Genomic DNA, 17982 nt, shown 5'->3' with positions numbered 1-17982 from the left:
ATAATAGCGGTCTTTTTTATCAAAATTCTTTCAATAATTCGAGTGCCATTTTTAGCGTTGAAATCATTTGTTTCTCATCTTCCCTATCCATATTTAAAGGCCATATATCGCGAGGGGTATCTTTATCAGGATTACCCATACCGCCGAAATGTTTAATGTAAAACATGATATTTCTTGCAAGGTTGGCATCCCTCTCTTGCTTGCGGTAATAACCCGAAATTATCATGTTGTAATCCCGGTATAAAATTTGGTCTATCTCCCAGGGCTTATAACCAATTTCGTAAAGAATCAGGATTTTTTTGTGGATTGGGATTTTTTTTTAACCTGGGCTTGAATAGGTGCTGGGGTTAATCCCAAAACTTCACTTACCAGGCGACCGTTAATCATTGAGTTTGAGAAGTCTTCCCTTATTTTATTAAACTCTTCGCTGGGGGTAATGTCGCAATAGTTCTCTACTTCGTAAATGGTTACATCAGGGGCCTCTAATCTGTTTAGACGGGCATAATGATTCATTGCACATAATATTGCAACTGCGCTTGCTTTTGCCCGTTTAAATGGCGTGTGTTCGCCTCCACCAACTATTAATTCAATGCAAGTTTCAATTGAGATATCGAGCGCCTCACACATGTCGCCCAAAGCTGGCATACCCCAATGAATACCATGGTCTTTACCGTTTATTTTTATCTTCATCGATGATTTTTAAAGCTTGTTCTAAAGAAGGTTCGCCCTGGACTTGCAGAACGAACCTATTATAATAACACCCACATTCAGCCCAAAGCTTGTAATTGATTAGCCAAGTATTTTTTGAATGGTGACTAATCCGGGCCAGTTCTGCGCGGCGTTGGGGCATTTTTTAGGTTGTTGCTGGTATAAGCGTAAATGTTGGCTCCCCGTTACCTGTAATTGTTACATCGTAAGTTGAAGCGCCGGTAGATGGAGCATTAACTTTTACTGTGGTAAGCAATCCTGCACCTTCAAATAGGAAATCATGATCATAATTTTCCTGCGATGTTAAATCTGCACTTGTTAAAAACTGTGCTTCAACCCGCAAATCACCTGAGATGAATTTTGCCAGTAGGTCATTGTTGTTTTTAGTACCTGTGATACTATCCAAAAATGATTGTGCTGAAAAAGTCAGTTGCCAGTTCTTAGCATCTACGTTTGATGTTTCCCAACTTATTGAAGTTGTGCCATTTGGATTGGGTTTGCAAATTGGATTTTTAGTCAGCGAAGTACCTAATGTTAGATCAGCTGCTGTTTGGCAATTATAGTAATCCCCGTCAAGGGTAATACCGATTAATCTGCCGGGTAAATTAGTTGTGTTTGCCATGATTTTTTATTTTATTTAAAATTTGTTCGTACCGTTCTGATTTTAATAATTCGTGTATCACTGTGAGCTGCTTTCCCCTGCTTTTTACAGTGCCAATGAATGCATATTTTTTATCATCATCCGATTTAAATAAACACTCAACTTTATCGCCCTCAATCAGTTGTCCTGATACATCAAAAATACAATTTATTTTTATGGTTAATATTTGTTTAGAATATCTTTTTTCACCCTCAACAACAAGGTGTTTATCAGCATCAAAAATTGTATCATTTGAGATGCTCCAACCGCCTTCATGTGATATTGCGCAAATGCCTGTCATACGTCAAATATAAAACAAAAAACCTGCAATTTCTTGCAGGCCTTTCGTACCTTTATAACGCTAATTTAAAAGAGTATGACAAAGGTAAACAAAGAAACTATTCTTACTCAAGAATATGTTAAATCATTATTCGATTATCGGGAAGGTTTTTTATACAGAATAAAGCGCCATCCTTTGGATAATAATGGCAAATCAAAAATAGGCGAAAAGGCTGGTTGGGTATCTAAAACACATAGTGGAGAACGCCGTTTAATTAGGATAGGTAAATACGCCTATTATTCGTCAAGACTAATTTTCTTTTATCATAATAATTGTTGGCCTGAAATAGTTGACCATAGGGATCGAGATAAGTTAAATGACAAAATAGAAAATTTAAGAGCCGCATCCAATTGTCAAAACGCCCGAAATGTTAGCAAGCAAAAGAATAAGACCTCTCAATATTTAGGGGTTAATCTTAAAATGTGTAAGACTACAAGAAAGTTGAAAACAACAGGCGAAACAAAAACATGGGTTACATACAGGTGGTGCGCACAAGCGGTTCTCAACAAAAAGAAAATTGCACTTGGTAATTTCGATACAGAGTTAGAGGCAGCAATAGCATATAATAAGCATGCTAAAAAGCATTATGGCGAATTTGCCAATCTTAATAATATTTAAGTAGTAAATCCCCCGCTTTCGTCTACTATGATTGGGTACAAGGCTTCCGATGGCATACTATCAATAAGCAATGAAAAATCCTGATAAGTTGGAGTCAATTTCCCGGTTCCCTGAAGCGTTGCCGTCCAATTAGCTACCCCAGTGCTTGCAGCCGAAATACTTGCTGTATTGAATAAAACTGCGCCACTAAATTTTAACTGTATATCACTTGACGGCCTTGTGCTAAACTCTGCAAACATTGGCAGTTGGTTAATGTACCCTGATTGAATTAAAGCCTTTATATCGCTTCCAACGGCCTCTAAAAGTAAATTACCATTTACCGATACAGTCCATGATCTTAACCCTGCTACAAATTCACCCCAACCACCGCTATCAATTGCGCTGGAGGCTATCATTACCTGATTAAAATTAATTTGGCAGCTGGTTTCACAGGAAACAAAAGCCCCGTTTACCATTAAGCCGATTAAGGATCCTGCTATCATTTTTCAGATGGTTCGTTTAAGAGATGTATTAAATCAGAAACAAGTTCTTTAGCCGCATCTTCTGTTAATGATATTTTGATTCCATCAGCAGATATACGGTAATTAACCCCAAATTTTTGAGTTGAAATATCTTCTTTATCTAAGCATATTACTATTTCCATAATCTATAGTTTTTCAATCCAATGTTGATAGGTTAAAACCCGTCTGTTAATGTAATTGGTTGGTGTGTTTACCGGCAGCGGGATTGATTGCACCTGTACCCGTGATTTTATGGCCCATCCTGGTACTTCTACAGTTTCAGCAACATTTATAATCTGCTGTTCGATATCATCAACTGCCCCGGGATTTGAAAAACCACTGGGTGAAAAATACTGAATGTCAAAAACAATAGATGAGAGCCATCCAAAATTGTCAGACAGGTTAGATGATGCTGTAGGCTTTGCAACTGCTATACGTGTCTTAGTTTGGCTTGTGAGCAATATGTAAGACGTTGGGGTTTGGATATTTTTAGGCACTAAATCAGGAAACACACCAACGCCAGTAGCTATTTGCAAAGCTGTGATATATGCGGTTCTTAAAGGCTTATCTGGTGAGTAAATCATTTTGTTAATTTTTCAAGTTCTTTTTCAACTTCAGGTATTAATTCGGGTATATGCTGCTGAACTGCCGGGTAAAAAAATGGATGTGCTTGTGAATGTCCCTCTCCGTTAACAAAAAACTTCATTGCCTCATCTTTCCATGATTCGGGTAACTCTGCAACATAATCGGCAGCGAATGGACCCGTCCCAAACTCGACGTAACCGCTATAAGGAGCGCCAACAATTACACTGCTTCCTCTATCTGTTTCCAAAATTTCTATGCTTTCAACCAATTTTGAAGTGTTTTCAGGTGCTAAGGCAATAGCAGTTAAAGCGATATTGTTATTCACAGTAAATTCAGCCCTTTTCATGGCTTCTTTACTGCCTTTGGCTAAATCTTGTAACTGTTGTATTGCTTGTTGTGGGGTCATGTTGTGATTATCTTATCAGTTTTTACACATAATAGCTTCCAATAATTAGCCGGTTCATCAAGTTCAGGAATTGCGTTAACTGTAAATATTCCATCAGGTGTTGATAATAACATATCTTTTGCCGGGACAAATCCATTTCTTATAAATCGAATAGTATAATAATAATAGTCATTTAGCAATGTCGCCCCCGCTGATAATATAATATCTCCCATTGGGGAAAATCGCTTTGTTACAGCCTCTCTAATGGCTCTGGTTGAAAGAATAGCTGAATATGATACAATCATACTTCCATCGGCTTGCGTAGCTGTAATCTCTTGTAAAAAGGTCACAGGATAACGAAACCTACCTGGATCTAAATGTGTCTTATTTTCAAACCTTGCTTTACTCATATTGAAGCTGATCTTCTAAGTTGATTAATCATTACCTGGACATCATAAGGAATGGTAGCATCGTAAGCATCTTTATTTTCAAAAAGGTAGGTTATGATTTTATAACAGGCCCCGATTAATGGATGAGGTATTTTAGTAACATCATCATAACCTACAGTTGCATTTATTACAGAATTACGCCATGTTGAGCACTCTACAATGACAGATAAAGTGCGTTGGCATGTTGTGTATATCTGCGCGATTGAGTTGTTTAAAACGCCTGTAATGCTTATTGGGAACAAGGCTATTTCTTGTTTGCAGCTAACCATTGGAATTACAACATCACGCTTGTAAAGGCGATAGTCGGTATATTGCTCAACCATACCGACTGCCGTTTTAATTATCCCGGTGATTTGAGCGTCATAAAAGGTATCATTCAGTACTACTAAGTGATTTTTTGCCTGTTCTAATGATATTACTGAAAGCTCATCCATAATTTTAACTTTTATTAAAAAAAGTCCGGTAACCAGCCGGACTTTTCAATTAACAACCCTATGAAAAACAAAACCGGCTTAGGTAGTTACAGTAAGCTGCAAACGTTTGAACGATTCAGGATAGAAAATCGGCAGTGCTGTACGTCCTTCCAAACGGATAGTAACAACGTTCTTTTCAACGTTATCCTTGTTTTGGTCAAAGTAACCGATCTGCATTGCTTTACGTTGGAAGATAGCTGTACCATGTGCAAAGTCACCTACCAAACCTTCTCCATCAGCAAAAACGTTTGACCAGAAGATTGGTACACCGCCGATACGCATAACGCCCATAGCGTCAAGTATAATCGGGTAAGTGTATTCTTTGGTAGTGCCTTTGTTAATAAAGATTTCCTGCCATGCAACAGGTGATAACACAACTGCGCTGGTAGCACGTTTAAGTTTACGCACTTCGGTAATACCAGCGGTTATTTTATCAATGGTATTTGAAGCTGCGGTTACGCTGCCTTGTGGGAATGATTGGTTTGAAGCCTGATACCATAAACCTAAATGGTTTTCCCCGGTGCCATCGCCTTTGTAGTAAAGCAAATCTTCAGCATCCATATAAGCTTTTGGAAGCTCATAAGCAATCCAGGCGCGGAAACCTACAACGTCATCCAATAACTCATCAGGTACATCCAACAAACCTGCGATTTTATGAACGTTGGCGGTTTTAACAGTTGGGATGTAGTTTACTGATGGTTTTTGCGCTCCAACCGCAACCGTACCAAAGCCTAATCCGGGTGTGCCATCAACAACGTATTGAATGAACTTTATTGCGTTGCTTGTAGTTGGGAACACCGGTATGATGTTACGGGCGTGGAACTCATCGTGACCTGGGCCTACAATTGGTGTGAATTCAGGTGCAACACCACCGGCAGGTACACCCATTGCCTTTATTGTTGCATCAAATTCAGGGTCAAGGTCATCTCCGATCTTAACCTGGAACTTAGATTTTTGACCAGCGAAGAATTCTTTTATCATTGCTTCACCTTCAGGTGTAGAAAGCTTTTCAATGATATGATCACTGAAGCCTTTCATACGAAGCTTGCCTTCGCCTTTTTTGGCGCGTTTCATTGCAACTTCCAGTGCGTCAAGCTTTTCTTTATTTTCAGCAGAAAGCGCGTCAAGTGCTGTTTTATTTTCGGCTTTTAAGGCATCGATAAGCTTTTGGTTTTCGGCCTGTATTTCTGCTTTCATAGCATCGACAGCCACTTTTGCCGAATCGTCAGCTAATTTCTTCGCCTCTTTATCATCATGCTCCTTTTTTTGTTGCATGTAATAATTCTGCTGTGCATGTGTAAGAGCGTCAAATTCGTCTTTTGTTAGAATCTTAAACATCTTTTTAATTTTTAAATAGTGAAATAATAATTTGATTTGACTACCGTACTGCGATCCTGCGGGTTCGGCGTTTCTTTATTTTCGAGAGTGGATTTACCCGGCTCTGAATTTCTTATATTGCCTGTAGCTGGGTTACTCCCAAACACTACTAGGCTACTTTCTCTGACATTTTTTGCCTCTTTTACAATGAAGTAGTAAAGGATATATTCAAAGTCAGCCTTATTTGCTATTTGAGACAAATACTCGTCATAGTTCTTTTTAAGTGTAGCGTCTTCAGGGTCATTGCTATCCATAGCAAAAAGGATAGTAATATATTGCATCCTTACGCTGGCTTCGATATCATCACCGCTTTCAAGCCACTCTTTAGCTTTTGAGTGGATTACCTTGTCTTTAGGCACCTTGTAGATTAGAGCCTCGGTATTTCCATCATACGCTTTGCCTAACATTGCAAAAGGCAGTTCGGCGGTAAACATTTCGATATATTCCTTACGAACTATTACATTATCAATGCATAATTCGTGGTCGGCAACAAGGTAGTTTTGTCCCTGCTGTTCTTTTACCGATTTATTCCAAATGCCGGGAATATGTAAGTCTTCGTGGCTATCTAAAATATTGGTTGTGTTAACAGCAATGTAGTAGTAAGCGCTATCAACTTTTAAAGCCTTAACATGTTGCTTTAATTTATCGATGTCCAGTGACTTACAAGTGACAGCTAAACCCTTTTCACAAGACTTTTGAATTTCAGCCTTTTTGAAAGCTATTAAATCATTATAATTCTTTCGCAGATCAGCAAACAAAGCATCTTTCGAAGCGAATTCTTTTTCAGGGAAATATCTTGATTTTAAAATGCTCATTTGTTGAATGGTTTATTCAAGCCTTTAACCTTTTCATTAATGGCTTTTCGCACTTTTTCAGGGGCATTTTTAACCGCTTTTTTTAGCTTATTTTCCTGTTCTATTTGTTGTTGCTTATCCATTGTTGTAAAAGTAAGGCAAAAGCAAAAATTTTATTGAATAATTCGTTAAACAAAACAGTGTATATTTGTGGTCATGACAGCAATAGAAGTTTTCAATTTAATCACAAGCGAGCCGAAGTGGTATGCTGGATTTACAAGTCCTCAAAATGCTTCGAATATTAAGAAGCGATTTGAGGCAAAAACATTAAAGCAAAAAGTGTTGGAAAAGATGTTTAATTACTACGGTTATCAGCTTAACGAATCATGGGAAAAGAAGTAATTAAAATTGGTATTGCTATTTCAAGCCATAACCGACCAGAAGTGAGCCGGCAAACATTCGACATCCTCGACAAGTTGCGCCCTAAGAATTCTTTAATTGGATTAGTTGATGACGCAAGCATTAATCCACCTTTTGGGTTTAGCAATAGCTACATTAACCAATATAGATTTGAAAGGCATGTAGGCGTTAGTATGGTAAAAAACAAGTGCCTAGAACTGCTCTATAGTGCTTGCTGCACGCACTTCTTTTTATTCGATGATGATTGCCGGCCGGTTTTAGCTAATTGGTGGAAACCTTACATTAATTCCCGGCTTGAGCATGCAACATGGACTTTTGATAGGCCTTTAGTAAGTGAGGTTGAAAATCAGTACCGTGAATTTGAAAAGCCAAACGGATGTATGATGTACTTTACCCGTACGGCAGTAAACACCATCGGCGGATGGGATATGTCATTTACAGGCTATGGTTATGAGCATGTGAACGTGAGCGACCGCGCTTTTAATGCAGGGTTAACGCCTCGTAGGTATGTGGATGTATGGCATAATTCACCATTATTTGAATTAGCTGATTGCCAATCATCATTTACACCGGAAGACCGAGCATGTATCCCCTCAAATTTCAAATTATATCAGGAAAAATATTTAAGTAAAGAATTTAAACCGTTTAAATAACCATGGAAATTAACAATGATGTACCTGAAAATTTCAGCGCTTTAGACGCGGCTGAATTAACCCTTAAAGGGTTTCCCGAAATGAAAAGCATTTTAAAAAGCATTCATACACAGGCTAAAAACGGGCAACGATGTATTAAATTATTTGACATGATAATGCCCTTTAATATTATACAAGAGCTTTTAAAAAAGGGTTTTATTTTAAGCAAACAAGTAGGCATGATGGGTGAAGATATTACTGTTATTTCTTGGTCATGATGATCAGTATCATACACCCAACCAAAAACAGGCAGGAATTAAGTTGGAAAACCTATAATGAATGGATAAGAAAAGCCGATAGCCTTGTAGGTATTCAATACATATTATCCGTAGATACAGATGATAAAATAAATTATGAGCAAACCTTTCTTTGCGATGTTCTGCGTATGAATAACAATTCAGCTATTGAAGCAATTAATAATGCTGCAAAAATTGCTGTTGGTGATTTGATAATTGTAATATCAGATGATTTTTCATGTCCTGAACATTGGGATACTTTGCTTTTAGAGTTACTAAAAGGTAAATCAGACTTCCTTGTTAAAACTAAAGATGGACTGCAAAAAACGCTTATCACCCTTCCAATAATGGACCGTACGTATTACACTCGCTTCGGCTATATCTATCATCCTGATTATTTACACATGCACTGCGATGAGGAAATGACCATTGTCGGGCACATGTTAGGCAGGGTTATTACACTTGACCTTTCGTTTCCGCATAATCACTACACCACTGGTAAAATGGCTATGGATGCTATTAATGTTAAAAACAATTCTACCTGGGCTCATGGTCAAGCAACTTTAGACCGCCGTTCAAAGGATAATTTTGGAATTATTAATCCATTAATTAAAAAGGAATATATACTATGGAAATAATGCTTTCAATATGTATTTGCACTATGCCATCAAGAAGATCAGATTTAAATAATTTGCTTAAATGCTTACAGGCTAACGGGGATGAATTCCCAAATGTTCAAGTTGGCATTAATGATTCAATGGAATACAACATAGGAACTAAGCGTAATATTATGCTTAAAGAAGCTTTAGGTAAGTATGTTGTTTTCATAGACGATGATGATGAAGTATCACCAAACTACGTTTCGCTTATACTTGAAGCATGCAAACAGGATCCTGACTGCATAGGTATTAACGGAACCATCACAACAAACGGGCATGATTTACGCAAATGGTTTATCAGTAAAGAATTCGGAAAATGGTACACTGGACCTGATGGAACATATTATAGGACACCGAATCATATTTCACCTGTTCGACGGGAATTGGCTTTGCAGGCTGGCTTTCCTGAAATAGCTTTTGGCGAAGATGCTGAATACAGTAAGCGTTTAATGCATTTTTTAAGAACTGAAAGCACAATCATTGAACCGATTTATAATTACAAATACATTTCTAATAAATAAGCTTCAACATGGGTAGACCAAAAACAGATATTGCAGGTAAAAAATTTGGTAGGGTTACTGGAATTAAATTTATAGAACTACAGTCTGGCCAGGCATTTTGGTTATGTAAATGTGACTGTGGCAAAGAATTTAACACAAAGTCAACAAGCCTGATAAGAGGTATAACTAAAAGCTGTGGATGTTTTCGAAAAGAATACATGAGTAAATCAAAAACAACCCACGGATACGCCGGTAAAATTAAAGGGACTGAATATATGGCTTGGCATTCTTTAAAAGATAGATGCACCAACCCAAACCACAAGAACTATAATGATTACGGCGGTAGGGGAATAACGGTTTGCCCTACTTGGATTAACTCTTTCGAAACATTTTTAAAAGACATCGGGCTTCGCCCCTCTTCAAATTGTTCTTTAGATCGAATAGATAATTCTAAAGGTTATTCCAAAGAAAATTGCAGATGGGCGACGGTTTTAGAGCAAAATAAAAATAGACGAAATAATGTTTGGATTGAATATAAGGGCAGTCTTAAAATAGCATCTGAATGGGCAAGAATATTAGAATTACCTACAAGTAATTTTGGGGTTATGATGAAAAGAAAAAAATCTATTTACAAAATATTTGAATATTATGAGCAAAAGGGCCGTCGTTTCATTGGCAACTAAAAACTCTCGATACGTTGACGGATTAGCCAGGCTGTCAAATTCCCTACGGGATAACGCCGATGGGATTGATTTTTTAGGATTCATTCACGAGGCTGCAGTTGGCTCTCCCCTTCATGCTGATAACAATTACGCATTCAAAGTTTACGCTATACAAAAAGCTATTGATGCCGGATACACTCAAATACTTTGGCTTGATTGCTCTGTTTACGCGGTCGCTCCAGTGCAGCCAATTTTTGATTTAATCGAAGCTCAGGGATATTGGTTTGAGGGCGCTGGGTGCTGGCTTAATGATTGGTGTAATGATGAAACATTATCCTTTTATGAAATAGACAGCAACTCACAAGTGCCCATGATTCAATCCGGGTTCATGGGCTTTAACTTTGATTCCTATTTAGGTAAACTTCTTTTTACTAACCTGAAATTAGCTGAAAGTGCAGGCTTATTCAATGGTTCATGGGATAATCACAGGCATGATCAAAGCTGTATGTCGGCCATTATCCACAATTATGGTGAAAGATTCAGTCACCAACCGGAATATGTACAATACGCCGGTATTTACGATCAGATTTTAAACGAAAAAATAATTTTTAAATGTATGGGCTTATGATGATAGAAATTAACGACACGCTGGTAAACATCGATAATGTTTGTTCAGCAAAGAGATTCCCAAATGAAAAAATGTTACTTGTAAAATTCCGTGATGGATTAAGTGAAGAAATCAAATTTAAAAATAGGGACGAATTAGAAGTAGGGTATCAAACCCTTAGATTATGTGAAACAGTAATTCATAAAAATAGAAAATCATGAACGAATACAAAGTAACGATTGAGGGATTTGCCCCCGAATTTTTAAAGGCCGACAGGATGGAATATAAAGATGGTTTTGTCTTATTCTATATCGGCGAAGAATTGACAACTGTAGTTTTTGCACCTATATCAGTAGTAAAAAAGTCATGAACTCGTATTCACAAAACCGCGAAGACCTTTTCGTATTGGACTATTTTAAAGGTTTTAAAGGTACTTTACTTGAAATCGGTGCTAATGATGGCCGGACATTGTCAAACTCTCTCCTGCTTATTGAAAACGGATGGAATGCTTATGTTTTAGAACCTGGAAGTGTTTGCGGGGATTTATTCCTGCTTCATAAAGACAATTGTAAAGTGCATGTGTTCAATTACGGTATAGGCGAACGTGATGAAGTAGTTAAATTCTATGAAAGTGGCACACATGTCAGCAATGGTAGTGATAAAGGGCTTGTATCTTCTACTCATTACAATGAGACGTTACGTTGGCGAAAATCAGGCGTTCAGTTTACCGAAAGGGAGATACAATTAGTATCATTCGAAAACTTCTACAATTCAATCGAAAATCCGGTATTTGATTTTATCTCAATCGATGCTGAAGGACACGATTGGACAATACTAAAGCATATTGATTTAAAAGACGTGCGCTGCCTTGTTATTGAGTTTAACGGAGATAATGAACTACAAGCACGCTTCTCAATTTATTGTGCCTCATACGGGCTTAAATTGGCTATTATAAACAATGAAAACTTAATTTTTGTGAGATGAACCCATTATTGTTATTATTAATATTTATGGTTATTGCATCAATAATAGCTCACTTCATGAATAAGCATCCTTTTAAATGATTCACTACATCTAACGCAATTAAAATTTAATATTCACTAAATAAAAAACAAATCATGTATCCACAAACAAACAATTCGACTATTGTCGCTGAAAAACAACAAGAAATGCCTTATCATATAGAAATGGCTGAATCAGCATTCAATGTACTTTCAGGATTAAGCCATAAAGATCAGGTAGAACCTTTTAAATACCTACAAAAGAAGTTAGCAGATGCCCGAATTTTAGCTAATGAAAACATGCAAAAAGAACTTGAAATATATTCTGTAGATGTCAAGGCACACGCTGAGGGAACAAACATTATAGCTTCAGGTTTATAATGGCTGTTCATTACATACAACCTTATGATAAAAATACTCCTCCTAATATTGGGGGGAGTATTAATTCAGCAATAAAGCAATTAAACACGGATCCTGATGATTTCATTTGCCTACTCGATCATGATGTTTTATTCCTACGTCCTGATAGTAAAAAGCAGTTAGAAGAAATACTTGAAACAACTGACTTTCATATTTTGGGAGTGGCTACCAATAGGCTGGCCATTTCACACCAGCTCGTGCCTGGCATGTTCTGTGTTACCGATATAAGGGACCATATAAAGTGCGCTAACGCGATGCATGAAGCTAATTACGGAAATGTATTTGAGATTAACGATATACTTGCGGCTTTCTGTCTATGCTTTAAAGTATCAACTTGGAATAAGTTAGGAGGATTTCATGAAAACTCATTGCAGTTTGACAGCTTATTTTCAGCCGCTGCAAGACGTTCAAAAATGAAGTTGGGTATAATGACAGGCATCTACGTATTTCATGCCTACAGACTAATGTCAGACAATCCAAAACAAGATATTACGCACCTGCTACGGGGTCAGTAGTTGAGGCTGCAGCCGGGGCAGGTGATGTATTAGTTCCATCAAAAACCCTTTTCATTGTGGTCATATTACTTGCAATGTAATGCTCATTCATATAAGCTTCAGAACTTTCCCCGTACTTTAACACTACCCTCATTTCATTTGGAGTTAATACCCCGGCCGGCAGTGCTGAAAGATAAGCAGCAACATCTTTCATGTTAACGGCCATCTCAGGTAATTGGGTATAATCAAATTCCAAATAATCAAATCCGTATCCAGGGGAAAGCATAATTGTAAATGCTTCGCTCATTATATCACAGATAGGTGCTACACCGTCATATATACCCTGCTTAACTGCTGTAGCCTGGTTGTTGCTTGTGCTGGCTTTTTGGTTATGGAATTGCAGAGGCCAATGGAAAGCGCGGTAAATATCTTCTTCGCTTGCTTGAACTAATTCCAACAACTGCAAATCAGCCATAGACATTCCAATTTGTGTAAAGTCCAAACTTATTGAAGACGGGAATAGACGGGCTAATTCATCATTGCTTTTACGGGCTTCGACCATCTTCTCTTTTAATGCCAGCTTTTGATCTGTAGAGAATTGATCTTCTTTATTCTTAGGTGATAGCACACCGAAAGCGCCACCGTTTCTTGCTTGCTTGCTTGCTTGTGTTTTACCCTCTTTAATTGATCGCATTGATTCCAAATAAGCGCGTAAGGCTGATACCCCATACAAATACATCATTGTTCTGTCAAAAGGTGCAGCTGTGCCTGTTTTGATGTGGCAAATTTCATCTTTTTCATACCGGGCTATTTCCGATTGCACGTCAAACATTGAACCTAAAAGTATATAACCTCTTATCGGGTCCATCATGTCTTCCCTGTCAACTGCTATGTTCATGTTAGGGAAGCAATACATTTCTTTTACTTGGCCGCTTGATACTTTAACTGGGTTAACATAAGCATTACCGTTAAGCAGGTATGTTAATACGGTTGACCATAAAAACTGAGTTCCTGTTTGATAAGGATTAGCCATACCAGTTGAAAGCATCTTATCTAAATCAGGCACGTCAACTTCTTCAATGGCCTGCATTTTCATAATGTAGGATTGAACAGGATCCGACTTGAATAATGCCTTTGCTTTTAGTAGCTTCTTTTTGTCTTTAATCTTATACTTTACTATTGGACAATTCAGAACCTTTTTTGTAATGATGTCTGTAACCTCATAAACGGCACCGATTGTTTTGTATATCTCATAGTAATTAGCCGCATCTGGGTTAATGCTTGGTAACGCTGAATTTAAGCCAAGATTAATATATGAAAGTGCATTACTAAATGCTGAAGATTGACTAACTGCTATCTGCTGACTTACGCGCTTTGAGATGGCGTTATTGAAAAGGGAACCGATTAAATCCATTGCAGAAAAATTAATGTTTTTTTATCGGCTTAAAGTTACTATTTATTGACAATAAAAAAGTGTAACCTAAAAGCATTAATATAAGTATGGAATCATTGCATTATGAAGCCTTACGCTGGCTTTACAACACGGAAAGAATTTATTCAGGTATTAACCGACATGATATGAAGTTAGCCCTTAAACATTATGTAGAAACGCATGAACGAACATTACTTGAATGTTGCCCTTTATTTGCTGGTTTAGTTCATGTAACTGCACTGCGGTTATTGGATGAATGCCCGGATTATACTTAATTGAAAATTGGCTCGAAAAATGTTATCAATTAAAAGAAATATCTTTGTATAAAGCAACTCAAAAATTCGGTCATGAGAACCAGGTTACTTTCATTAAAAACGGTAAATGGCAAGTCGGTATTATGCTACGATTTGACATTGAAAATAATGAAAGAAACTATCAAAGAAATTGAATTTGAAATTGATGGCCGTTCCTATACAGTTGAAAAGCGCAGCTGGCTTAATACCTGCAAAGTTTGGGATAATGGTAAAACGTTTTTTATCGTATGCTCAAAGAAAATGAACGCCGGGTATGCAAAGAATGTACTGCTTAAATACTCAATAGAATTAGTTGATAAAAGGCTGGATAATCTAAGCCAATTTAAAAGCAGGTTAATTGCTGAATTGGCTTAAGCCGGTAAGAAACTACAAATGTCACGCGGGAAACGTATTTCATTTAACCAAATAGAATCATCATCTATTTTAGTAATGAATCCCGTACACTTAATTTTAGATGAAATAGCGGTAACCTTATTGCCTATCTCAAATTGGTGGGTTATAGTAACGGTTACATCCGTGGCTTTCTTACCATCGATAATACAATCGCCTAAGTTGAATGATGTTGATTTCATAGATGTTGTTTTAGCAATTTTGTAAAAAATCAGTACAATACGTTACGGGTTGATATACGGTAAAATTATCCTCAATAAAATTAGGCCATGTTGGTTTTTTAATATCACCGTTTTTATCGGTAATTACACCATTGCCTAAGTAAATATAAACACTGCCATTGTTCCACCTTGCGCCTGTTTCGCCTCTGAAAACTAAATATTGGCCTCTTGTAAATTTGTCCATAGGTGGTTAGTTAAAAATAAGGTTTTCAATTTTACAGCTACGGAACCCGCAAGCTTCCAAATCAAAGTAAACCAATACTCCAAAGTTAGTATTTTTTGGCTTTTCGCTGGGTGTGTAGTTTAATGATTCATTACTCCCCTTTGCTTCACGTATTGAACCGTCAACCTTTTTGTATTTGAAGTTAACTACAGCCTCGATACATAGCGCCCATTGAAGCTTAACCACTTTCCAGGAATGCTTTAAAGCTTCTGAAAATGTGTTGAACTGTTTTCTAACAGCCCATGCGATGTTGAATAATCTCTTTTTCATGATATTATTATTGTTTTGACAATTCAAATGTAAAACTATAATTCTACACCACCAAATAAAATGTACTATTTTTTTTCTACATAATTTATTACATTTGTGGCATGGATTATAAAGAGTACTTATTGAAACAGTCGGCTATTAACCTTTCTTACATAGCTGAAAGGATGTGGCCGGGGAATAAATATGCTAAGTCTTATTTAAGCACTAAGCTAAATGACGGGGGAAGGCCGTGGACTGACACAGACAATAATAATGCTGAAAGGGTGATTAATGAACTGGGACTGCAATTATTGCAGGATGCACCTAATATAAATCATCAACAAAGCGTTAAGGTTGTAAATAAAACTGCTGTGAAGTCTCCTATAAAAAAAGAAGTTCCAAAACGTAATCTTCTTAAAGAAATGCAAGATGCAATGAAAGGTGATCATGAAAAGAGTTGAACAAATAAAGTGTATTTATTCTATAAGCTGCCCTATCTCTAATGAGGTTGTTTACGTCGGTGCAACTAAAGATGCTAAGATTCGTTTTTACAATCATTTAAAGGCTTACAGCGATTCATCTTTAGCTAAGTGGGTAAAGTGTTTGCGTATCAATGGATTAGTGCCTATAATTATCCCAATAGAGGAAATAACCCATACCGATGATCTAAAGCGTTCAGAAAGGAAATGGATTAAATATTACCGTTCAAAAAACTTTATACTATTCAATGGGTATTTCAGAAACGGAGAACAATTTATAAAATAGCTACCAGCCGAAATCTACTTCCCGATTAATTTTAAGATTGAACCTTTCCCGCATCATGAACATATCCATTATGTCGGGTGATTGGCCATTTAATTTGGTCTTCATTTCCTTTTTGTCGATGATGCGGAGTTTGCCATCCATGTCAGCTTTATCTCGCTTTATAGCCTTTCTTTCGAACATAAAACGTTGCCTTACTGTCATGGTATCATCGTACATTTTATTGGCAACGCGGTCGCTGATTCTGTATTTTCCCTTGTTAACGTTATCGCCGCTCATGTAGTAGCATTCCGTTTTTAGATTGTAATAATTCGGCTTCACTTCTTTGCCGGCCTCAACTATTTTATTATCAGGAACAGATATTGCAGCACCGCCATTGATGAATGGAACTGCGCCAACTATGAAACCATCGACAAAGCCACCTACACCGTCATTATCATAAGTAATATCGGTGTTTTGAACTTCGTAGGATTTTGCAAACAAGGAAATAGCATCAATAACCTCTTTGCCATCTGATTTATCCATTATCAAAATATCTTCCAAACAATATCCCTCCCAGTAACCAACTATAAACTTATCAGAACCCTTTAAGGCGATGTCAGCGGTGATAAATTTTCCTGTTCGATCTACTTCATACAAATTATTAAAAAGCCCTAAGAACTTATAATAATCGTAAATGTCGTTATCTGATAGAACAACGTTCCAATTGCCATGCAACAGTGAAGCCTGGGTAGCTTTATCCTGTGATAAAAGGTTACCCAAATAAGCCGGATTAACATCAAGCAGCTTTTTATTTTCGTAAATATCTCCGCTGATAAATGTAACTGACTTAACGAATTCTTTAAAATCGACTTTGGTTTTATCCCTGATAGCATCAAAAATAAATGATGCCTTTTCAATTACTTCGTCTTTAGTATCACCCCAAATGTAATTATCCCCGTCGATCACTAAATACCTTAATACCCCGTTTCTTTCCGGTATAGGGAATCCGGTTATAGGGTCAATCCACCATCCTATAAATTCAGCTACCCAACTATCAGGATCCGGGTTAACAGTTGCCCTGACGTAAGGATCAACCCCGCAAACGGACCGGTTACGAGTAAGCATGTAAAAAAACATCTTTTTTGTGAAGTGGGTTAACTCATCGAACTCTATCAATGGTATTTGCGAACCCTGCCAATCATAAATGTTTTTTTCATGCTCCAGGTGTGCGAATTTTAATTTGGCCCCGCTGCTAAAAAACCATTCGGTAGATGTTTCGCGCGGTGTCGTTCCTTTTATTTTATTGTATATCCCTACGGATGTATCCCATAGAGCGCCCTCTGCTTTGATCTGCGGACTTGTACGCCTAAACACAACCGTGCCAAAGCCGGGATTATCTTTATGCCTTAAAGGCTCTAAAAGTAAGGTATATGTTTTACCAACACCTGCAGCTCCCCCACCGATAACTATATCAGCTTTTGAGGAAAGGAATTTAGTTTGGTAACCGGCTTGCGGCTCTATATAACTAATCTCGTCCATTCTCAGGCAATTTAAATATTATTACCTGCGGAATATCTGTAACTATAGTCATTTGGGTAGGTACAAGCCTTATGCCTAATTTATAGAAGTCGCCGGGGTTATCTTTCGCCCATTTCACAAGATTAACTTTCGGGTCATTTTGTAACTCATAAAAAGCATCCGCGAAAACCTCCTTAATTAGCTTATTTGTTTTGTTCGATGCACCCCTCGGACGGCCTTTTGGATTACCACTTTTACCCGCCTCAAATTTATGTCTTGCCATGTTGTAACTGTGCTGTTTTTTACAACAAAAATAGACTAAAAAAATAAT

General features: G+C 37.3%; 35 protein-coding genes. 16 read left to right on the top strand and 19 right to left on the bottom strand.

Annotated elements, in window-relative coordinates; all coding sequences use genetic code 11:
• Positions 1 to 19 precede the first annotated feature (19 nt).
• The 4 genes from MuYL_RS11845 to MuYL_RS11825 all read right to left on the bottom strand — a co-directional run bounded on the left by MuYL_RS11845 (position 20) and on the right by MuYL_RS11825 (position 1649).
• Positions 20 to 226, bottom strand: a complete 207-nt coding sequence (locus MuYL_RS11845) for a hypothetical protein (protein ID WP_094570779.1) — start codon at positions 224 to 226, stop codon at positions 20 to 22.
• Positions 227 to 288: 62 nt separating this feature from the next.
• Positions 289 to 690: a hypothetical protein gene (locus MuYL_RS11840; RefSeq protein ID WP_094570778.1), complete on the bottom strand. Its 402-nt coding sequence runs from the start codon at positions 688 to 690 to the stop codon at positions 289 to 291.
• 163 nt (positions 691 to 853) lie between these two features.
• Complete coding sequence (locus MuYL_RS11830) at positions 854 to 1330, bottom strand: hypothetical protein (RefSeq protein ID WP_094570776.1); 477 nt, start codon at positions 1328 to 1330, stop codon at positions 854 to 856.
• Positions 1314 to 1649 carry a hypothetical protein gene (locus MuYL_RS11825; RefSeq protein ID WP_094570775.1) on the bottom strand — a complete coding sequence of 112 codons (336 nt, stop codon included), beginning with the start codon at positions 1647 to 1649 and terminating at the stop codon, positions 1314 to 1316. The genes MuYL_RS11830 and MuYL_RS11825 overlap by 17 nt, the downstream gene beginning before the upstream one ends.
• Positions 1650 to 1724: 75 nt before the next feature.
• On the opposite strand from MuYL_RS11825, the gene MuYL_RS11820 reads away from it, so the two are divergent.
• Complete coding sequence (locus tag MuYL_RS11820) at positions 1725 to 2306, top strand: HNH endonuclease (RefSeq protein WP_094570774.1); 582 nt, start codon at positions 1725 to 1727, stop codon at positions 2304 to 2306.
• Here the strand turns inward: MuYL_RS11820 and MuYL_RS11815 are convergent.
• The 9 genes from MuYL_RS11815 to MuYL_RS23760 all read right to left on the bottom strand — a co-directional run bounded on the left by MuYL_RS11815 (position 2303) and on the right by MuYL_RS23760 (position 7012).
• Entirely contained in the window at positions 2303 to 2788 is a 486-nt protein-coding gene (locus MuYL_RS11815) for a phage tail tube protein (RefSeq protein WP_094570773.1), read from the bottom strand. The genes MuYL_RS11820 and MuYL_RS11815 overlap by 4 nt on opposite strands.
• On the bottom strand, positions 2785 to 2949 hold the full coding sequence (locus MuYL_RS23215) for a hypothetical protein (protein ID WP_157740802.1): 165 nt from the start codon (positions 2947 to 2949) through the stop codon (positions 2785 to 2787). Before MuYL_RS23215 ends, MuYL_RS11815 begins: the two co-directional genes overlap by 4 nt.
• 3 nt (positions 2950 to 2952) lie before the next feature.
• Positions 2953 to 3390, bottom strand: coding sequence for a hypothetical protein (locus MuYL_RS11810; protein ID WP_094570772.1), 438 nt, complete (start codon positions 3388 to 3390; stop codon positions 2953 to 2955).
• A complete protein-coding gene (locus MuYL_RS11805) occupies positions 3387 to 3797 on the bottom strand; it encodes an HK97-gp10 family putative phage morphogenesis protein (protein ID WP_094570771.1) in 411 nt (136 codons plus the stop codon). Before MuYL_RS11805 ends, MuYL_RS11810 begins: the two co-directional genes overlap by 4 nt.
• On the bottom strand, positions 3794 to 4186 hold the full coding sequence (locus MuYL_RS11800) for a phage head completion protein (protein WP_094570770.1): 393 nt from the start codon (positions 4184 to 4186) through the stop codon (positions 3794 to 3796). The genes MuYL_RS11805 and MuYL_RS11800 overlap by 4 nt, the downstream gene beginning before the upstream one ends.
• Complete coding sequence (locus MuYL_RS11795) at positions 4183 to 4659, bottom strand: head-tail connector protein (protein ID WP_094570769.1); 477 nt, start codon at positions 4657 to 4659, stop codon at positions 4183 to 4185. Before MuYL_RS11795 ends, MuYL_RS11800 begins: the two co-directional genes overlap by 4 nt.
• A 78-nt stretch (positions 4660 to 4737) precedes the next feature.
• Positions 4738 to 6036: a phage major capsid protein gene (locus MuYL_RS11790; RefSeq protein WP_094570768.1), complete on the bottom strand. Its 1299-nt coding sequence runs from the start codon at positions 6034 to 6036 to the stop codon at positions 4738 to 4740.
• A gap of 11 nt (positions 6037 to 6047) precedes the next feature.
• Positions 6048 to 6890 carry a hypothetical protein gene (locus MuYL_RS11785; protein WP_094570767.1) on the bottom strand — a complete coding sequence of 281 codons (843 nt, stop codon included), beginning with the start codon at positions 6888 to 6890 and terminating at the stop codon, positions 6048 to 6050.
• On the bottom strand, positions 6887 to 7012 hold the full coding sequence (locus tag MuYL_RS23760; protein ID WP_262493637.1) for a hypothetical protein: 126 nt from the start codon (positions 7010 to 7012) through the stop codon (positions 6887 to 6889). The genes MuYL_RS11785 and MuYL_RS23760 overlap by 4 nt, the downstream gene beginning before the upstream one ends.
• Positions 7013 to 7085: 73 nt before the next feature.
• Here MuYL_RS23760 and MuYL_RS11780 point away from each other — a divergent pair, with 73 nt between their 5' ends.
• The 12 genes from MuYL_RS11780 (at position 7086) to MuYL_RS11730 (ending at position 12581) form a co-directional block, all read left to right on the top strand.
• Entirely contained in the window at positions 7086 to 7271 is a 186-nt protein-coding gene (locus tag MuYL_RS11780) for a hypothetical protein (protein WP_094570766.1), read from the top strand.
• Complete coding sequence (locus MuYL_RS11775) at positions 7256 to 7942, top strand: hypothetical protein (RefSeq protein WP_094570765.1); 687 nt, start codon at positions 7256 to 7258, stop codon at positions 7940 to 7942. Before MuYL_RS11780 ends, MuYL_RS11775 begins: the two co-directional genes overlap by 16 nt.
• Before the next feature lie 2 nt (positions 7943 to 7944).
• Entirely contained in the window at positions 7945 to 8199 is a 255-nt protein-coding gene (locus tag MuYL_RS11770) for a hypothetical protein (protein ID WP_094570764.1), read from the top strand.
• Complete coding sequence (locus MuYL_RS11765) at positions 8196 to 8855, top strand: glycosyltransferase family protein (RefSeq protein ID WP_157740800.1); 660 nt, start codon at positions 8196 to 8198, stop codon at positions 8853 to 8855. The genes MuYL_RS11770 and MuYL_RS11765 overlap by 4 nt, the downstream gene beginning before the upstream one ends.
• Before the next feature lie 23 nt (positions 8856 to 8878).
• A complete protein-coding gene (locus MuYL_RS11760; protein ID WP_157740798.1) occupies positions 8879 to 9397 on the top strand; it encodes a glycosyltransferase family 2 protein in 519 nt (172 codons plus the stop codon).
• Positions 9398 to 9405: 8 nt separating this feature from the next.
• Positions 9406 to 10059, top strand: a complete 654-nt coding sequence (locus MuYL_RS11755; protein ID WP_094570761.1) for a hypothetical protein — start codon at positions 9406 to 9408, stop codon at positions 10057 to 10059.
• Positions 10025 to 10666 carry a hypothetical protein gene (locus MuYL_RS11750; RefSeq protein WP_157740796.1) on the top strand — a complete coding sequence of 214 codons (642 nt, stop codon included), beginning with the start codon at positions 10025 to 10027 and terminating at the stop codon, positions 10664 to 10666. The genes MuYL_RS11755 and MuYL_RS11750 overlap by 35 nt, the downstream gene beginning before the upstream one ends.
• Positions 10663 to 10866, top strand: a complete 204-nt coding sequence (locus MuYL_RS11745) for a hypothetical protein (protein WP_094570759.1) — start codon at positions 10663 to 10665, stop codon at positions 10864 to 10866. Before MuYL_RS11750 ends, MuYL_RS11745 begins: the two co-directional genes overlap by 4 nt.
• Positions 10863 to 11015: a hypothetical protein gene (locus MuYL_RS23210; RefSeq protein ID WP_157740794.1), complete on the top strand. Its 153-nt coding sequence runs from the start codon at positions 10863 to 10865 to the stop codon at positions 11013 to 11015. The genes MuYL_RS11745 and MuYL_RS23210 overlap by 4 nt, the downstream gene beginning before the upstream one ends.
• The gene (locus tag MuYL_RS11740; RefSeq protein WP_094570758.1) at positions 11012 to 11629 is read left to right on the top strand and encodes an FkbM family methyltransferase; all 618 of its coding nucleotides are present in this window, start codon (positions 11012 to 11014) and stop codon (positions 11627 to 11629) included. Before MuYL_RS23210 ends, MuYL_RS11740 begins: the two co-directional genes overlap by 4 nt.
• A gap of 134 nt (positions 11630 to 11763) precedes the next feature.
• Complete coding sequence (locus MuYL_RS11735) at positions 11764 to 12027, top strand: hypothetical protein (protein ID WP_094570757.1); 264 nt, start codon at positions 11764 to 11766, stop codon at positions 12025 to 12027.
• Positions 12027 to 12581: a hypothetical protein gene (locus MuYL_RS11730; RefSeq protein ID WP_094570756.1), complete on the top strand. Its 555-nt coding sequence runs from the start codon at positions 12027 to 12029 to the stop codon at positions 12579 to 12581. Before MuYL_RS11735 ends, MuYL_RS11730 begins: the two co-directional genes overlap by 1 nt.
• Here MuYL_RS11730 and MuYL_RS11725 read toward each other — a convergent pair.
• Positions 12556 to 13974 (bottom strand): phage portal protein, encoded by a 1419-nt coding sequence (locus MuYL_RS11725; protein ID WP_094570755.1) that lies wholly within the window; start codon positions 13972 to 13974, stop codon positions 12556 to 12558. The genes MuYL_RS11730 and MuYL_RS11725 overlap by 26 nt on opposite strands.
• A gap of 365 nt (positions 13975 to 14339) precedes the next feature.
• Between MuYL_RS11725 and MuYL_RS11715 the strand changes: the two genes are divergently transcribed.
• Positions 14340 to 14660, top strand: coding sequence for a hypothetical protein (locus MuYL_RS11715; RefSeq protein WP_157740792.1), 321 nt, complete (start codon positions 14340 to 14342; stop codon positions 14658 to 14660).
• On the opposite strand, the gene MuYL_RS11710 is transcribed toward MuYL_RS11715, so the two are convergent.
• Genes MuYL_RS11710 through MuYL_RS11700 form a run of 3 tightly spaced genes read right to left on the bottom strand, consistent with a single transcriptional unit; the run spans position 14657 to position 15410 of the window.
• On the bottom strand, positions 14657 to 14878 hold the full coding sequence (locus MuYL_RS11710; RefSeq protein ID WP_094570752.1) for a hypothetical protein: 222 nt from the start codon (positions 14876 to 14878) through the stop codon (positions 14657 to 14659). The two genes, MuYL_RS11715 and MuYL_RS11710, sit on opposite strands and share 4 nt — an antisense overlap.
• A 10-nt stretch (positions 14879 to 14888) precedes the next feature.
• Positions 14889 to 15101 carry a hypothetical protein gene (locus MuYL_RS11705; protein WP_094570751.1) on the bottom strand — a complete coding sequence of 71 codons (213 nt, stop codon included), beginning with the start codon at positions 15099 to 15101 and terminating at the stop codon, positions 14889 to 14891.
• Positions 15102 to 15107: 6 nt separating this feature from the next.
• Entirely contained in the window at positions 15108 to 15410 is a 303-nt protein-coding gene (locus MuYL_RS11700) for an SH3 beta-barrel fold-containing protein (RefSeq protein WP_094570750.1), read from the bottom strand.
• A 101-nt stretch (positions 15411 to 15511) separates the two neighbouring features.
• On the opposite strand from MuYL_RS11700, the gene MuYL_RS11695 reads away from it, so the two are divergent.
• Together MuYL_RS11695 and MuYL_RS11690 are read left to right on the top strand one after the other, a co-directional pair.
• On the top strand, positions 15512 to 15850 hold the full coding sequence (locus MuYL_RS11695; RefSeq protein WP_094570749.1) for a hypothetical protein: 339 nt from the start codon (positions 15512 to 15514) through the stop codon (positions 15848 to 15850).
• The gene (locus tag MuYL_RS11690; RefSeq protein ID WP_094570748.1) at positions 15837 to 16154 is read left to right on the top strand and encodes a GIY-YIG nuclease family protein; all 318 of its coding nucleotides are present in this window, start codon (positions 15837 to 15839) and stop codon (positions 16152 to 16154) included. Before MuYL_RS11695 ends, MuYL_RS11690 begins: the two co-directional genes overlap by 14 nt.
• On the opposite strand, the gene MuYL_RS11685 is transcribed toward MuYL_RS11690, so the two are convergent.
• Positions 16155 to 17672 carry a terminase large subunit domain-containing protein gene (locus MuYL_RS11685; RefSeq protein WP_094570747.1) on the bottom strand — a complete coding sequence of 506 codons (1518 nt, stop codon included), beginning with the start codon at positions 17670 to 17672 and terminating at the stop codon, positions 16155 to 16157.
• Positions 17659 to 17934 (bottom strand): DUF5681 domain-containing protein, encoded by a 276-nt coding sequence (locus MuYL_RS11680; RefSeq protein WP_094570746.1) that lies wholly within the window; start codon positions 17932 to 17934, stop codon positions 17659 to 17661. Before MuYL_RS11680 ends, MuYL_RS11685 begins: the two co-directional genes overlap by 14 nt.
• Between the last annotated feature and the right edge of the window lie 48 nt (positions 17935 to 17982).

The sequence above is a fragment of the Mucilaginibacter xinganensis genome, from assembly GCF_002257585.1.
GTDB classification, from domain to species: Bacteria; Bacteroidota; Bacteroidia; order Sphingobacteriales; family Sphingobacteriaceae; genus Mucilaginibacter; species Mucilaginibacter xinganensis.
The sequence above is the reverse complement of the archived record's forward strand: the minus strand, read 5'-3'. Positions and strand labels throughout refer to the sequence as shown.

Bases quoted from the DNA above. Each gene is read 5' to 3' on its own strand.
- MuYL_RS11760 (WP_157740798.1), top strand. From the start codon at position 8,879: ATGCCATCAAGAAGATCAGATTTAAATAATTTGCTTAAATGCTTACAG.
- MuYL_RS11780 (WP_094570766.1), top strand. From the start codon at position 7,086: ATGACAGCAATAGAAGTTTTCAATTTAATCACAAGCGAGCCGAAGTGG.
- MuYL_RS11775 (WP_094570765.1), top strand. From the start codon at position 7,256: ATGGGAAAAGAAGTAATTAAAATTGGTATTGCTATTTCAAGCCATAAC.
- MuYL_RS11745 (WP_094570759.1), top strand. From the start codon at position 10,663: ATGATGATAGAAATTAACGACACGCTGGTAAACATCGATAATGTTTGT.
- MuYL_RS11710 (WP_094570752.1), bottom strand. From the start codon at position 14,878: ATGAAATCAACATCATTCAACTTAGGCGATTGTATTATCGATGGTAAG.
- MuYL_RS23760 (WP_262493637.1), bottom strand. From the start codon at position 7,012: ATGGATAAGCAACAACAAATAGAACAGGAAAATAAGCTAAAAAAAGCG.
- MuYL_RS23215 (WP_157740802.1), bottom strand. From the start codon at position 2,949: ATGGAAATAGTAATATGCTTAGATAAAGAAGATATTTCAACTCAAAAA.
- MuYL_RS11740 (WP_094570758.1), top strand. From the start codon at position 11,012: ATGAACTCGTATTCACAAAACCGCGAAGACCTTTTCGTATTGGACTAT.
- MuYL_RS11830 (WP_094570776.1), bottom strand. From the start codon at position 1,330: ATGGCAAACACAACTAATTTACCCGGCAGATTAATCGGTATTACCCTT.
- MuYL_RS11810 (WP_094570772.1), bottom strand. From the start codon at position 3,390: ATGATTTACTCACCAGATAAGCCTTTAAGAACCGCATATATCACAGCT.
- MuYL_RS11805 (WP_094570771.1), bottom strand. From the start codon at position 3,797: ATGACCCCACAACAAGCAATACAACAGTTACAAGATTTAGCCAAAGGC.
- MuYL_RS11770 (WP_094570764.1), top strand. From the start codon at position 7,945: ATGGAAATTAACAATGATGTACCTGAAAATTTCAGCGCTTTAGACGCG.
- MuYL_RS11705 (WP_094570751.1), bottom strand. From the start codon at position 15,101: ATGGACAAATTTACAAGAGGCCAATATTTAGTTTTCAGAGGCGAAACA.
- MuYL_RS11695 (WP_094570749.1), top strand. From the start codon at position 15,512: ATGGATTATAAAGAGTACTTATTGAAACAGTCGGCTATTAACCTTTCT.
- MuYL_RS11680 (WP_094570746.1), bottom strand. From the start codon at position 17,934: ATGGCAAGACATAAATTTGAGGCGGGTAAAAGTGGTAATCCAAAAGGC.
- MuYL_RS11715 (WP_157740792.1), top strand. From the start codon at position 14,340: ATGAGAACCAGGTTACTTTCATTAAAAACGGTAAATGGCAAGTCGGTA.
- MuYL_RS23210 (WP_157740794.1), top strand. From the start codon at position 10,863: ATGAACGAATACAAAGTAACGATTGAGGGATTTGCCCCCGAATTTTTA.
- MuYL_RS11700 (WP_094570750.1), bottom strand. From the start codon at position 15,410: ATGAAAAAGAGATTATTCAACATCGCATGGGCTGTTAGAAAACAGTTC.
- MuYL_RS11815 (WP_094570773.1), bottom strand. From the start codon at position 2,788: ATGATAGCAGGATCCTTAATCGGCTTAATGGTAAACGGGGCTTTTGTT.
- MuYL_RS11765 (WP_157740800.1), top strand. From the start codon at position 8,196: ATGATGATCAGTATCATACACCCAACCAAAAACAGGCAGGAATTAAGT.
- MuYL_RS11735 (WP_094570757.1), top strand. From the start codon at position 11,764: ATGTATCCACAAACAAACAATTCGACTATTGTCGCTGAAAAACAACAA.
- MuYL_RS11785 (WP_094570767.1), bottom strand. From the start codon at position 6,890: ATGAGCATTTTAAAATCAAGATATTTCCCTGAAAAAGAATTCGCTTCG.
- MuYL_RS11845 (WP_094570779.1), bottom strand. From the start codon at position 226: ATGATAATTTCGGGTTATTACCGCAAGCAAGAGAGGGATGCCAACCTT.
- MuYL_RS11800 (WP_094570770.1), bottom strand. From the start codon at position 4,186: ATGAGTAAAGCAAGGTTTGAAAATAAGACACATTTAGATCCAGGTAGG.
- MuYL_RS11795 (WP_094570769.1), bottom strand. From the start codon at position 4,659: ATGGATGAGCTTTCAGTAATATCATTAGAACAGGCAAAAAATCACTTA.
- MuYL_RS11790 (WP_094570768.1), bottom strand. From the start codon at position 6,036: ATGTTTAAGATTCTAACAAAAGACGAATTTGACGCTCTTACACATGCA.
- MuYL_RS11840 (WP_094570778.1), bottom strand. From the start codon at position 690: ATGAAGATAAAAATAAACGGTAAAGACCATGGTATTCATTGGGGTATG.
- MuYL_RS11750 (WP_157740796.1), top strand. From the start codon at position 10,025: ATGAGCAAAAGGGCCGTCGTTTCATTGGCAACTAAAAACTCTCGATAC.
- MuYL_RS11690 (WP_094570748.1), top strand. From the start codon at position 15,837: ATGAAAAGAGTTGAACAAATAAAGTGTATTTATTCTATAAGCTGCCCT.
- MuYL_RS11820 (WP_094570774.1), top strand. From the start codon at position 1,725: ATGACAAAGGTAAACAAAGAAACTATTCTTACTCAAGAATATGTTAAA.
- MuYL_RS11755 (WP_094570761.1), top strand. From the start codon at position 9,406: ATGGGTAGACCAAAAACAGATATTGCAGGTAAAAAATTTGGTAGGGTT.
- MuYL_RS11685 (WP_094570747.1), bottom strand. From the start codon at position 17,672: ATGGACGAGATTAGTTATATAGAGCCGCAAGCCGGTTACCAAACTAAA.
- MuYL_RS11825 (WP_094570775.1), bottom strand. From the start codon at position 1,649: ATGACAGGCATTTGCGCAATATCACATGAAGGCGGTTGGAGCATCTCA.
- MuYL_RS11730 (WP_094570756.1), top strand. From the start codon at position 12,027: ATGGCTGTTCATTACATACAACCTTATGATAAAAATACTCCTCCTAAT.
- MuYL_RS11725 (WP_094570755.1), bottom strand. From the start codon at position 13,974: ATGGATTTAATCGGTTCCCTTTTCAATAACGCCATCTCAAAGCGCGTA.